A 13,925-nucleotide genomic window follows, 5' to 3' on the forward strand; every position below is an offset into this window, starting at 1 on the left:
GTTGCTTGCTAATGTTTTAGCAGCTGGATCTAGATTTTCAACTTTATTAGTTGTAAATGGAGTCATCGCTGAATTTGTTGAGTTGGCTTGACCAATTACTTGGTTTGCTGCTGCAGCAATTTTTACTGCTTGACTTGCGTTGTTTGCAGAAGTTTGTGCTTCGTCTTGAGTTACTTTATCAGCAGCTTGTTGAGCTTGACTTAAAGCTTCATCAGCTTTCTTTTGGTCAGCTTGTGCAGTCTTTAAATCACCTTGTTGAGCAGCTGAAGCTGCAGCTTGCGCGGCTTGTGCAGCACTATCAGCTAATTTTTGAGCAGCTTGTGCATCTGCTTTTGTTTTTTCTGATGCAGTTTTTGAGTTTGCAATGTCACCCATTGCTTTGCTAATTCCATTAGCTGTAACTTGAGTTTGTTGAGCTTTATTTTCCGCATTAGCGATTGCTTCACCATTAGCTGTATTGGCTGCTTTATTTGCAGCATTTTGTGCATCGATGGCTTGTTGAGCAGAAGCTTGAGCTTGTTTTTGTAAGCCTTGAGCTTTTGTTAATGCTTTTTGAGCATCTGCTAATTTATCTGCTTTAACATCATCAATTGCTTTTTGAGCAGCAGTTTGTGCTTCTTGAGCATCTTTTTGAGCTTGTTTTGCAGGTGTTGAAATTGCTGAATTGCTTGATTTTGCTAATTTATCAACACTGTTTTCTGTTGAGTTAGCTTGACCAATTACTTGGTTTGCTGCTGCAGAGGTTTGGACTGCAGTTTTTGCTTTATCACTTGCAATTTGAGCTTGTGCATCAGTTGCTTTTTTAGCTTCTGCTTTAGCAGTTTCTAATGCTTTATTTGCAGCAGTTTGATCTGCTTGAGCTTTTTTAATGTTTCCGGCTTGAGCGGCTTTGATTGCGTTTTGTGCATCAGTTTTTGCATTATCAGCTGCTTGTTGAGCAGCAACTGCAGCTTTATGTGCTGCTGAATCTGTTGGTTCATTTGCAGCAGAAGCTACTGAACTGTTAATTCCATCAGCTTCACCAATTGTTTTTTGTGCTTGTTGAGCAGCTGAAGCTGCAGCTTGTGAGTTAGCTTTTTTGTTTGCAGCATTTTGTGCTTTAATAGCTTGTTGAGCTAATGCTTGAGCTTTGGCTTCAGCTTTTTGAGCAGTTGCTAACACTTTTTGGGCACCAGATAAATTATTAGTTTTAGCATCTGCGATTGCTTGGTTAGCAGCAGTTTGAGCAGCTGATGCTTGTTGAGCCGCTTCTTTAGCCGGTTCAGAAATCGATTTATCAGCTGATTTTGCTAATGGACTTACAGTATTAGTTGTTGATTCAGCTTTACCAATGATTTGGTTTGCTTCTGCAGTTGTTTTTACAGCTTGACTTGCGTTTTCAGCAGCAATTTTAGCTTGTGCATCAGTTGTTTTTTTAGCTTCTGCTTGCGCTTCTCCTAATGCTTTATTTGCAGCCACTTGATCTGCATGAGCCTTTTTAAGATCTCCAGATTGAGTAGCTTTGATTGCGTTTTGTGCATCAGTTTTTGCTTGGTTAGCAGAAGTTTGAGCAGCTTGTGCAGCATTTTTAACAGTTGGATCTTTTGATTTTGTTGCAGAAGCAACTTTATCAATAATACCGTTAGCTTGACCAATTGTTTGTTGTGCTTGATTTTTGGCGTTAGCAATATTGCTTCCATTTTCTAGACTCGCTTTTTTGTTTGCAACGTTTTGTGCGTTGATTGCTTGTTGAGCTAATGCTTGAGCTTTAGCTTCAGCTTTTTGTGCAGCAATTGAACTAGCTTGAGCTGACTTTAAATCGTTATTCTTTGCAGAAGCAATCGCTTTTGCAGCAGCTTGTTGAGCAATTTGAATTTGTTGTTCTGCATCAGAAGCTAATTTTTGTACATTTGGATTTTTTGAATTAACTAATTTAGCAATAGTAGGTTTAATCGCTTTTGTTTCACCAATAACTTGGTTGGCATTCGCTTCTACCTGAACAGCTTGAGCTGCTTTTTTTGCAGCAGCTTGTGCTTGTAATTTAGTTAATTTTTGTGCAGCAGCTTGCGCTTGTTTTAAAGCTTGTTCAGCTTCTGCTTGAGTTTGTTGAGCCGCTATTCTGTCGTTAGGTGATTCGGCTTGTTTTTTAGCAGTTTCAGCCAGTGTCTTTGCTTTTTGAGCAGCAGTTTGGGCTTCGTTAGCTGCTTTTCTCATTTTTGCATTAGTTGAGTTCAAAGCAGGGCTAACAGCTTGTGCTATCCCTTCGGCTTGACCTAAAATTCTGTTTGAATTATTGATTTCTTGAGTTTTTAAAGCGTTAGATAATTCATTCTTTAATTGAGTAATCTTTTGGTTTAATGCTTCTAACTTAGCATTTTTAGCTAACGCTTGTGCTAATTCTTTCTTTAATTCATTAATCTTGTTTTGAAATTCTTGGTTAGATTGCTTTAAATTATTTTGGTAAGTTTCTAAATTCTTAATAATATTTTTTAAACTATTGATGTTGCTTTGGTTTTGTGCAATCTTATCTAATAGTTCTTTTCTTTGACCCTCTAAAATTTCAATCTTTTGATTTTGACTTGAAATACTTTGTTTCAATTGATCAATTAATTGAGATGTTGTATGGGCTTGTTTACGCACTTTTGCACTATTTTGGTCTTTAATAGAATAGTACACGATGGGAGCTACAACCCCGGTGGTTGTTGTTGCTACCGCAGCAGTAATCAAAGCTTTTTGTAATACTTTTTTTACCATATTCCTTTTCAATTTAGAAATATTTAATATTGCTAGTTGAGTTATTTATGGTTGCAAGTAGTAAAGAACACAATTATTTCTAAAATTTAACATTTCAAAATAATTGTGCTGTTATGTAAAAGTAATCGACTATTTGTTTATTGAAATTACACCTTGATATAATTTTTCGATTGCATCACAGCATGTTGAGACGGTCATACCGTTAGTGTCTAACTCAATTGCATCGTCCGCTTTTTTTAGCGGAGCAATTGCACGGTGCATATCTTGGTAATCTCTTTCATTAATTTCTTTTTCAATAATGTCTAATGAAAAAGTTTGGTTAGGTTTAAGGATTTCTAATTCTTTTAGCCGTCTTAAAGCTCTTTCTCTTGAAGAGGCTAATAAATAAATTTTTAATTGTGCGTTCGGTAAAACCACTGTGCCAATATCTCTGCCATCCATGATGACATTGTTATTGTCAGCGATCGCTCTTTGGTCAAGTAATAACTTGCTTCTAACACAAGCTAGATTTGCAATCGCTGAAGCTGCTTTAGCTACGTCTGGAGTTTTGATTGTATCAGTGACGTCTTGTTCACCAGCAGCCGTTACCATATATACTTCTTCGCCAACTAATTTGACGTTAATGTTTGGTAATTCTTGTTGAATTGACATTTCATCCTTAAAATCGACACCTTTGTTTAATAAATAAAGGGCGTAAGTTCTAAACATTGCTCCTGTATTAATGTAAACAAAGTCAGGATTTCTTCTTGCAAATTCTTTTGAGACAGATGATTTTCCGCTACCTGCAGGACCATCAACAGCAATATTAAAATATTTCATAATTTAACCTTTCAAAATTTTATTTATATTATTATAGGTTAAACGATAAGGTTTTTCAATACGATAGTTGATTTCTTGTGTAAATCATTATTTTAATAATTTGATATATTAAAAAATCAGGTTTTTTAGCTAACTTGCTAAACCTGATTTTTAGTGTTTAAATTATTGTCAAAAATTATTTAAGATTTTCAATATAGTTGCTAGATATGGCACTCACACCCACTTTTCTAAATGGTGTAATATGTAACAATCTTGTTCAAGAAATTGATCTAGCTAAGATTGAGTTAGTTCACGCATCTTGTATGTTGTATAAATCTTTATTATAAGTACCGTTAATATGTGTTGTTAAATCAGAACTAATTTCTCATAGTTGACGTCATAATGCTGTATTTTTACTTGTTCCGCTATAGCTTTGACCAGTATATCCGTTAAAGTTAATATCAAAAATAATACCTTTTAGAGATGATTTCTTTAAAGAATCTACACTATGAATTTTATTTAAATAGAAATCTACATTTTTAGTACCGTTAGTTACTAAATTACTTGGATTATCGCCCACATTATTAGTCACAAAGTTAGAAACTTCTAGTCCTGACACTTTTTTACAACATGGCAATGTTAATCATGAACCATCAAACAAAATCAACAAAAATACTGTTGAATTGTTAATTCACGAATATATTAACTTTATAAAAGATTTAAAGTTATCTAGACAGAATAAAACGTTATTAACTCATGTTCATTTTTTTAAATATTCTGAAATTGTCAAAAGATTTAATCTAAGTTATCAAGTAATGAATCATTATTTAAATGCTTTTCAAAAATTTTCACCATTAGCTCATAAAAAAACTAAAGCTAGATATAAAAGAATTTTTAAAAATGAATCAAAAAAGAATGTCGTAGAAAACAATTAGTAACTGTAGTGTAAAAAAATAAGCAATAAATATTTCAAATAAACAAATTAATATTCTTTGAAAAAAATAAACGTATTAGCTAATTTATTTGAAATAAATTGACGTCTCTAAAAATGGAGACGTCTTTTATGTTAATTAAATTTATTTATTAAGTATTAAAAAAAATAGTTAAAAAACGAGTTTTAACTATATCTGTATTTAAACTTTTCTTTAATAAGAAAATGTACTTTGAAAAAACATCCTTTTCTTATTTCACAAAAACCATAATAAAAGCAATAATGATACTGATTAAAAAAATAGAACCTAAAGAAATGATCAGCCAAGGTACTCATTTATTTTCTCTAATTTTAGGAACAGATACGTTTTGTTCTAAAACGCGAGAGCCTTGAAACTGTTGGTTTAAGCGTCATTTAAACAAACTGCTAGATTCTTCAGGCGAATCTTCAGTATTGATATTCGTATAAGATAAATGTTGTCAAAAATCGATATTTTGTCTAATTAACAAAATTAACGGATATACATCAAAATCTTTTAGATATGTTTCGTTTACGCAAAAGCCGACATTATATTCGTCTGGAGAGATAATTAGTCAGTTGGGTAATTCAATATCTAAGATATTATTTAATTCAGACAAGTTCGTACTAATAGTTTGTTTTTGATTTTGTACTTCTTCAGACAAAGTGTTCAGATTATATAGTAAGTTAATAACATTTTTATCGTGGTGAAAGTTTTTAGCAACCGGAATACGATATTTATGATTTTTTAATTGACTTTCAATTTTAGGCAAGAACCGACTAAGGGCAGATGAAAGTTCCTTAGGTAGACCTAAGGAATTTCAGCCATTTCAAGTTACTTCGTTAATTTTATTACGGTAACTTTCTTGTTTCTTTTTTCTATAATTTCAGTTCGCCATAAATTTTATAAATATATTATAATTAAAAGATACATTTCTTTAACGAAAGGTGTAGACCTGTGGGAACGAGAGCAGTAGTTAACGGCAAAGATTGCATCGCTTGTGATGCTTGTGCCAGTGTTTGTCCAGTCGATGCAATTAAAGTTAGAGAAGAAGACGGAATTGCATTTGCTGATGAAAAATGCATTTCATGTGGTGCATGTTGCTTAGTTTGCCCAACACAATGCATCACCATCGATTCTCTAAAAGAATGATACGATATGGCTAAATCTTTAGATATTAAATCTTTAGATTACGAAAAAATTCACCAAGATGACGGTGATGACTAATCAATAAAAAAGACTTGAAATTCGTTGTGAATTTCAGGTCCTTTTTTATGCCTTTTTATTTGAAAAATTGTCAATTTTATAAGCAATGGCACTTGCAATAATCATTGTTCTTTCAAAACTTAACGACAACAATAAATGAAAATTTTCTAATTGACATTGTGGTGCTTCGCTCGTTAATTTAATTTCAATTTTAGAAAAAATTACTTCATGATTAGTGGCTTTAATAATCGCCTCTTTTAAACTTCAAATTGCAGCATTATAATTGCGACGCGCTAAGTCATTATCAGCAAAATGTGTTTTACCGTATTCATATTCTGCTGGTGTCATATAACGTTTAGAGAATTCTAAATCGTTAAATTCGTTACGGTTCAGATCAACAATATCGATACCGTGACCCGTTGGTCAGTAATCCATTCTTATCATTATTTTTTCATCTTTTCTAATTCTAAATATTTTGTTAAAGTTAAAGTTTTGTGTTTATATTCTTGAATCTCATTAAAAAATTTCATATTTTGTTCTTTTAAAGCACAATTAGTTTCTCACAGTACCCGATATTCTTGTAATAAACCATCGTAATTTTTTAAGATAACGTCTAAAAATTCATCGACTTCTCTAGGTGAATAACCAGGATATTTTTTTTGAATTTTTCTTACTTTTCAGTCTTCAATTTTTTGAGTTTCTTCTTTCAATCATTCTTCTTGAAAGTTATTTAAATCATGATGTGACATTGTTTTTGAACCTTAGTGAAGTCCGATGTTTTGGAAACAGACTTCCGTTTTTTATATATGTAAATATAATAATTATATGAATGTTTACAGTTTTAAAATTAATTTAAAAGACATTGAAAGAATTCATAAGCTTTTGATGGCTCACGAAAAACCAGCAACTTCAGTCTACATCCACAAATGTTATATTTTTAATGGTAGTGTCATTACCATTTATAATTCGCATAAATGTGTGGTGCAAGGCAAAGATGCCGATTTTATTATGCAAACTTTTTTTAGTGAATATTATAATCAATCCCAAAAATCTACCAAAGAAGCACCAGCCTATTCTAACGTTAAAAATAAAACTATTCATTCTGTTAATAAATACATAAACAATGAAACCGCTTTATTTGAAGAATACCAATATGAAGTTGGTAGTGATGAAGTTGGTGTTGGAGATTATTTTGGCGGACTAGTTGTCTGTGCGTGTTTAGTTAAACACTCTGACTTAAATAAACTTAAAGACCTAGGGGTTAACGATTCTAAAAAACTTACTGATACTAAAATTTTAGAAATCGCTCCTAAACTGATGAAAATTGTTCAATACGATGTTAAAGAAATTCATCCAGCGATGTACAACCAATTATTCAATCAGTTGCAAAACACTCATGTAATTAAAACCTTTATGCACAATGAAGCTTTAGCTTCATTATTAAAGTCTGTGTCACGCGAAGACTGTTATGTAATTTTAGATGAATACGCTTCGCGTACTAATTACGAAAAATATTTAAGACAACTACACAGAAAAACTGAAATTAAAATTGATTTATTTTTAACTAAAGCTGAAAGTTATTTTTTATCTGTGGCTGCTGGATCAATTATTGCTAGATATGTTTTCTTAAAACAAATTGAATACTTATCTCAACAGTTAAATTATCCAGTACCGTTAGGCGCTTGAAATGAGAAGGTTAAAGCAACCGCTATTTATGTAAAAGAACATTTAGGTTCTAGCGCTTTAAACCAATACGTGAAACTGCACTTTAAAAATACTGGCAAATTTTAGCCATAATTACTTATCGTAAAAGGAGGTAATAATGACTTATTACAATTGCAATGAATTTGCATTAGAACGTTTATCCAAACAAATTAGTAGTAAAAACAAACGGGTAATTGCGATTCAAGGTTTATCAGAAGATAAAGCCTTGCAATACATGAACGAAATTAAAGACTTAAATCAAGAAAACATTAAAACCGCTGAATGAACGGCACCAGCTCCTGGTACCAAAAGAGAGTTAGCAGAAGACATTAAGTCTACTTTAATCGCAAACACCAAAGAGGAGAATTTACAGTTTATTAAAAAGAAAAACTGATTCAACAAACTCTTTACTAAATTACATACAAATTACGTCAAAAATAAAATACGGGAATATCAACCTTACAGCAAGGATGAAAATACACGGACTAAAACCTTATTATGACCGTTAATTAACACTATTTCGTCATTAGGGCTAGCGTTAGGTTTACCTTTATTATCTACTTTGTTATATAGACAAGACGCAATCGTTAACGGTACTGTGAACGATGCTGGACACCGTGTAGGTGCCTTAGGAACCTCATTCTACATTGGAATGCTAACCTTTTCTATCTTATTAATTGTTTTAGGCGCCGTTTCATCAGTAATCGGTTTAATTATTAATTTAACTCAAAACAGAAAAGAATATAAATGGTCCAACGTTAACGATAACTTACAAAAACTCATTCAAAAATACTTTGTGTTAGATGATCATGGCGAACGTTATAAAAATTCTTCATGGTGAACAAAATTAATGATGAAGAATAAGTTTGTTATTTCTGATGACTACACGTTCTTTTACACCGACATTGATCCTAACTCCGATGATTATGTAAGCATCATCAAATCTATCAAGATTTTAAACTCTTTAAACAATAACGTTTTCTTTTGTTTAACTAACGTAAAATATATTGATGATGTTCGAATTTTCAAAAACTTGTTTCCATTAGGTAAGAGCAAGATTGTTAATTTAGATGCTTATAAAAACGGTTCTAACATCCGTATTATGACAAACTATATTATGAGTCAAGTCAAGTTAATTACCGGTATTGAACCACATAATTTATTAAGAAACCATCCTTACTTTGTAAACGCATTGTATAAATTTATCGATAAATCTAACAATAATGAAGAGTTTATGCAAGCGTTATTAACCTTAAAAAAATTCGTGGGTAAGTCTAGACAAGATGTCGCTTTAGACAAAGTTTCCGAAAACTACTTTGTGGATTTATTCTGTCTATGCATGTTTAGCGGAATTGATTACAATTGCTACATTAACATGTTTAGAGATATTACCATTTATGGTGTTTTATCAGAGGAAGTATTAGAAAACGATAACTTTAAAATCTTCAAATTAGAAGAAATTATGAACCGTAACTTTATTACTTACCAAGGTAACTCTATTTACTTTAAAATTAAAGATTTTGATTTAAACCTTTTAACTTTAAGGGATTTAGAAAATAAGTTAAAGAAACAAGCAACACTAGATAATACTTTAAGTGTGGCGGAATTAAATACACAACCAGTGCACGAAATTGAAGTAATTAGTACTGCTTTAAAAAACCGTGGTTTCCAAATCGCTAACAATGATATTAGTTACTTCAACATGAAGTATAAATCAACATTAGATAACGACGTTTACTTAAAACTAGTAACCAAACAAGAAGCCCAAGCGGGATTAAATTACGTGAAAGAGTTCTTGCAAAAATGTTATGCTGATAATATCTTTGGGGTGGTGTTAGATCTTTATAACACTCAACTCTTCTTCCAATTGATTAATGATCAATACGAATTAACTATCAGTATTTAGAAAACAAAAACCCAGTCACCACTGGGTTTTTGTTTATCTATTCTTAGAATTATTTGTTCATTAATTCGTTTTTTACGGCTACGAATTCTTCAATTCATGAACTTAAGATTTGACCAGCTTCTTCTCATGGTTGAGATTGTTCTAAGTCCACATTTAATAATTTAATTGTGTCTAATGGACTTAATGAATCCCCACTTGATAAGAAGTTAAATAATCTATCTTTAGCGCCTGGTTCATTTTTAATAACTCTGTCAGCCGCAATAATTGCTGCAACTTGACCGATAGCATATTTGTAAACATAGAAGTTGCCTACGAAGAAGTGGCTAATTCTTAACGGAGTGACTAAACCATATTTACTTTCAGAGCTCATAGTTTCTTCGAAAGTTTTCTTAGTTGGTAAGTATTCACTCATTAAATCATAGTAAGTCTTTTCAATGTTTTCGTAAGTGAATGGTAAACCTTGGTTTACTCATTCGTTAGCAACTCATTCAAAGTTACTGAAAATAACTTGTCTACTTGTAGTAGCGATGAAACCAGAAATCATTTCGTCTAAAATCATTAATTTCATTTCTGGATCGTCTTTGTATTTGTTTAATAAGTAGTGGTTTAACAACATTTCGTTGTTAATTGATGAAATTTCTGCGTAGAAGATTGAAGTTTCTTGGTAAATTTTTTGTTTTTGACCGTAGTAGTAACTGTTCATTGAGTGGCCTAATTCATGAACTAATGTATAAATTGATTGAATAGTTTCGTCATAGTTCATTGAAATGTAGTATTTGTTTAACCCTTTAGTGCCACCAATTGAGTAAGCTCCGGTTTGTTTATTTGGGTTTGGCAAGAAAGATACTCATCTTTCATCAAACGCTCTTTGAATGTGTGATTTGTATTCATCACCTAAAATACTTAAAGCGTTTAAAGCTTCAGCTTTTACTTCTTCTAAGCTAAATTTCACTTCTTTTTTCACTAAATCTAAACGTGTATCTCACGGTTTGATTTCGTCAACATTAATTAATTTCTTTAAGTATTCATTTCTTGCTTCTTGGTATTTTGCAATTAATGGTTTGTATTTTTTAACTTCTTTATACACGTGTTCAATGAAAGACACAGGAATTTCGTCACCAAAAGCCGTTCTAGCGATGTAATCGTTAAATTTTCTGGCTTTAGCGTTTGTGTTTAACATTAAGTAGTTGTAGTATAACGCTTTAGTTAAAGTGTTTCTCATGTCATAAAACGCTTCGTGAAAACTTAATCATGAAGTTCTTCTTAATTCTCTATCTTTAGATTTTAAATTTTTAAAAATGTCTGCTTGAGTTGCTAAAGTTACAGCGTCTCCGTTTGCGTTTTGGGCATTTTTAAATTTCAAATCATTGTCAGTTAAACTTGAGTAAATGTCTTCAAAGCCATCATCTGCTCTAGTAACTGTTGCTAATAATAATTCACTTTCTTTACTTAAAACATGAGGTTTAACTCTAAGAATTAAGTCAAATTCTCTTTGGTATTCTTGTAATTCAGGATCTTGTAAAGCTTGTTTAACAAAGTCTTCATGTTCGATGACTAAGTTATTGTAGTCAGACATTAATTGGTTGTAAGACACTAAGTCATTACTTAATTTTTGACTTCATGAAATTCATTTCGGATTAGCTAAATCTTCGTTCATGTTGTTTGATAAGTAGTTAAATAATCTGTTTGAGATTTTTTCAAATTCTTCATTATCTAACATTCAAGCTTTGAAGTTACTTAGACTGTCAAAAATGTGAGGATACATTGCCATCAATGCATCTTTTTGTTGGTTTCAGTCTGCATATAGTTCTTCTAAGGTTTTACCTTGTAATAAATCATCAATATCTCAAGTATATTGAGCAAGTTCTTTTTCTGTCATAGTTGTACCTTTCTTATCTGGATAAAACTAATATTAATTATATAAGGTTTTATTTAACCACTTAGAGAAGCTAGTATAAAATAAAAGGAGTTCAAACCGATTTTTTTATTCTCACTTTTTTATGACAGACTACAATAACCGTAACTTTTCTAAAGATTATTATGCAATTTTAGGGGTAAAACAAACGAGCTCTTCTGAAGAAATCAAAAGAGCTTATTTAACATTGGCTAAAAAATATCACCCTGACAGAAATAAAGCTCCTAACGCGGCAGAACTCTTCAAAGAAGTCAGAGAAGCTTACGAAATTTTAAGTGATGTTAATTTAAGACAACAATACGATCAATACCAAAATAAACAAAACACCGCAAACCAAAAAACTTATACTCAAACCCAAACATCTAATCAGCAGTCTTATTATGCAGAAGAAGATTCTGATGACGAATACTGGTATACCACTAGCGAACCTTTAGATGTGTACTTTGAATATAATTATTTTGACGAAGATGAAGGCACTTATTTTGCTACAGCTCAACAGCACTGGATTGATAATTTGATTCTTTTCTTCCAAAAGAGTAATACCTTAGCTTTATGGTTAAACGAATTGCAATGAATTAAAACTTCTAAGTTCAATGCTTTAAATAACATAGATGACACTTTAGTCATTGAGTGATGGTATTCTCGTAAATATGTCTTGTATTTGACTTTCTGTTCACAAAACCGTTTAACACCATTAGCAATTGAAGATTTTGTGGTTACCATTTCTGAAATCTTACTCAATTTAACAAACAACATTACATTAAATCGTTTAGACTCTGATGAGTACTTAAACTTAGAAGGTCGAGACTGAGATATCTTTTTAACCGAAGAAATTAATGCGGTATACTGACCACAAGTCCCAGAACAAAACATTTATCATAACTTGGCTTATTACAAAAAGAGTTTGTTTTATCAAAGTCCTCATTACGAAACAACTTGAAATGAATTTTTTCAAAAAATAACTAGTTTGAAAAAGACTAAAACTGCTCTAAATGAATTTTTCAGCTACATGGAATTAACTTTTAGTCAAACCAGAAAAGAATACACCTTGCCGAGTTATTTATTTGAATTTTTTTGTTTTCATACATTAAACAAACTTTACAGCGAAATTGATGTAGCTTTGGCTTGACGTTGTGTATCTTACAAGGACTACATAAAGGCGCAAAAACAATTAAGTCGTGACGAAAAGCGTGCCACTGTCGTTGATAACGCTGAAAGCACTGCATCCATCATTTTTTCTATTTTAAAGGGATTATTCTGAATTGGAGTAGTGGTCGGCATTGGAGTGTTAATTTGAGCTTGAATTTCAGGCAGACTTTAAACCGCGAATTTATAAGGAGACATTATGGCTGATTTAAAAGATATTGACTACACAAAAGATTATTACCAGATTTTAGGCATCACTCGTTCTGCGACTTAGCACGAAATTAAAGCCGCTTATTTAGCGCTTGCCAAAAAGTATCACCCAGATAAAAATAAAGCGCCAGAGGCTTTAGAAAAATTTAAAGAAGTTAGAAAGGCTTACGAAATTCTTAGTGACGATAACCTTAAGTCAGTCTACGATAATTATCAAGTCCAACGAGAACATACTAATAGCTACAGTTATAACCAAACCAACAGTTATTACAATAGTGGTTACTATAGTGGATCTTCTAATTCACACACTACTAATGATTATCAGAAAAATCATGATTTTTCTGATGAATACAAAAGTTTCGGTCAAGCCCCTAAAGACACTTTCTTTAAATATAATCCAGATGTTGATGGTAGTTATATTAGTTGTGTCGAAGAAACCGATATGGCACAATTAGTTAAATTTTTCCAAGCCTCTAATAATTTAACACGTTGACTAAACGAATTTTTCTGAGTCTTTTCTTCCGATATGGCTTGAAAATTTGGTGATACAGAAAAATTACTCGATGATTGAATGAAAGAGAAGTACAAAATTTATACCCAATTAATGTTATTGAGTCCAGACGCTTTTTTAGACCAAGAAACGTTTAAATTTGCAATCCAAGAATTATTTTTAAATTTAATTCATAACTTATCTTTAAGAGCCAGTCAAGGCACAGAACACTGGTTAACCAAACCTCAAGTCTTTATGCCAGAAGAAATTAACTGAGTGTACAAACCCAAAGTTGCCATCGACTGAGTGTGAAAAAAATATAAAAGTTTCGACTGAACTAAATTTTATACTGGTTACAACTTATATACAGATTTAGGTCAATCGCTACTCAACATTATTTATAAATATCAAGGCAAAGACAGAACGAGTCACGCCTATTTGGTTTCACAACGTTATTTTAAAGAGCACCAAAGTCAATTTGAAGTGCCACAAAAAAACTGATACTTCTTCAACTTCTACTTAATGAACAATTTGTACCGGGGTGTAACTAAAGCATCAGATTTAGGCGTTAGCAACTTCAACGAATACATAGTTAGAATTCGGAGAAGTCAAGCAGGAGACAGACAATCTTCTTTAATGAGTAAAGGTAAAGGTTGAGTCGGAATCATCTTTGGCGTGATTGTTGTTTTAGTCGCTATTATTATTGGCATAATTGCCCACTAAAAAAATCCACCTTCAATCATTACAGAGGGAAATAAAAATGGGACACTCCTTAAAAAGAAAGGAGTGTCTTTTTATATGTCTAGACACCTAAAATGAAGTGAATGACTTTATTATTTTCAATTATTTGAAACTAATACTAAAAAA

The 13,925-nt window shown here is 31.8% G+C and carries 11 protein-coding genes and 2 pseudogenes; 6 read left to right on the top strand and 7 right to left on the bottom strand.

Features of this window, described 5'->3' with window-relative positions:
* The 4 genes and pseudogenes from ABWU82_RS03485 to ABWU82_RS03500 all read right to left on the bottom strand — a co-directional run.
* A pseudogene (locus ABWU82_RS03485) lies at positions 1–2,733 on the bottom strand (hypothetical protein); the annotation flags it as partial.
* Positions 2,734–2,862: 129 nt separating this feature from the next.
* Positions 2,863–3,552, bottom strand: coding sequence for a (d)CMP kinase (gene cmk / locus ABWU82_RS03490; RefSeq protein ID WP_353290116.1), 690 nt, complete (start codon positions 3,550–3,552; stop codon positions 2,863–2,865).
* Positions 3,553–3,727: 175 nt separating this feature from the next.
* Positions 3,728–4,201: a hypothetical protein gene (locus tag ABWU82_RS03495; RefSeq protein WP_353290117.1), complete on the bottom strand. Its 474-nt coding sequence runs from the start codon at positions 4,199–4,201 to the stop codon at positions 3,728–3,730.
* Positions 4,202–4,713: 512 nt separating this feature from the next.
* Positions 4,714–5,379: a hypothetical protein gene (locus ABWU82_RS03500; RefSeq protein ID WP_353290118.1), complete on the bottom strand. Its 666-nt coding sequence runs from the start codon at positions 5,377–5,379 to the stop codon at positions 4,714–4,716.
* A gap of 59 nt (positions 5,380–5,438) precedes the next feature.
* Here ABWU82_RS03500 and ABWU82_RS03505 point away from each other — a divergent pair, with 59 nt between their 5' ends.
* A complete protein-coding gene (locus ABWU82_RS03505; protein ID WP_353290119.1) occupies positions 5,439–5,708 on the top strand; it encodes an ATP-binding protein in 270 nt (89 codons plus the stop codon).
* Positions 5,709–5,753: 45 nt separating this feature from the next.
* Here the strand turns inward: ABWU82_RS03505 and ABWU82_RS03510 are convergent, their stop codons facing one another.
* Together ABWU82_RS03510 and ABWU82_RS03515 are read right to left on the bottom strand one after the other, a co-directional pair.
* Complete coding sequence (locus ABWU82_RS03510; RefSeq protein WP_353290120.1) at positions 5,754–6,122, bottom strand: 4'-phosphopantetheinyl transferase superfamily protein; 369 nt, start codon at positions 6,120–6,122, stop codon at positions 5,754–5,756.
* An 8-nt stretch (positions 6,123–6,130) separates the two neighbouring features.
* Positions 6,131–6,436: a DivIVA domain-containing protein gene (locus ABWU82_RS03515; protein WP_353290121.1), complete on the bottom strand. Its 306-nt coding sequence runs from the start codon at positions 6,434–6,436 to the stop codon at positions 6,131–6,133.
* 76 nt (positions 6,437–6,512) lie between these two features.
* Here ABWU82_RS03515 and rnhC point away from each other — a divergent pair, with 76 nt between their 5' ends.
* A complete protein-coding gene (rnhC, locus tag ABWU82_RS03520; protein WP_353290122.1) occupies positions 6,513–7,478 on the top strand; it encodes a ribonuclease HIII in 966 nt (321 codons plus the stop codon).
* 31 nt (positions 7,479–7,509) lie between these two features.
* The gene (locus ABWU82_RS03525; RefSeq protein WP_353290123.1) at positions 7,510–9,297 is read left to right on the top strand and encodes a hypothetical protein; all 1,788 of its coding nucleotides are present in this window, start codon (positions 7,510–7,512) and stop codon (positions 9,295–9,297) included.
* Positions 9,298–9,346: 49 nt separating this feature from the next.
* On the opposite strand, the gene pepF is transcribed toward ABWU82_RS03525, so the two are convergent.
* Positions 9,347–11,176 (bottom strand): oligoendopeptidase F, encoded by a 1,830-nt coding sequence (pepF, locus tag ABWU82_RS03530; RefSeq protein WP_353290124.1) that lies wholly within the window; start codon positions 11,174–11,176, stop codon positions 9,347–9,349.
* Between the two features lie 121 nt (positions 11,177–11,297).
* On the opposite strand from pepF, the gene ABWU82_RS03655 reads away from it, so the two are divergent.
* From ABWU82_RS03655 to ABWU82_RS03545, 3 genes and pseudogenes are all read left to right on the top strand, one after another.
* The gene (locus ABWU82_RS03655; protein WP_478212875.1) at positions 11,298–12,533 is read left to right on the top strand and encodes a DnaJ domain-containing protein; all 1,236 of its coding nucleotides are present in this window, start codon (positions 11,298–11,300) and stop codon (positions 12,531–12,533) included.
* A gap of 120 nt (positions 12,534–12,653) precedes the next feature.
* A pseudogene (locus ABWU82_RS03640) lies at positions 12,654–12,716 on the top strand (hypothetical protein); the annotation flags it as partial.
* A gap of 294 nt (positions 12,717–13,010) precedes the next feature.
* Entirely contained in the window at positions 13,011–13,781 is a 771-nt protein-coding gene (locus ABWU82_RS03545; protein WP_353290125.1) for a hypothetical protein, read from the top strand.
* Positions 13,782–13,925 lie beyond the last annotated feature (144 nt).

The organism is Ureaplasma ceti (assembly GCF_040369755.1).
Classification (GTDB): Bacteria; Bacillota_I; Bacilli_A; order Mycoplasmatales; family Mycoplasmoidaceae; genus Ureaplasma; species Ureaplasma ceti.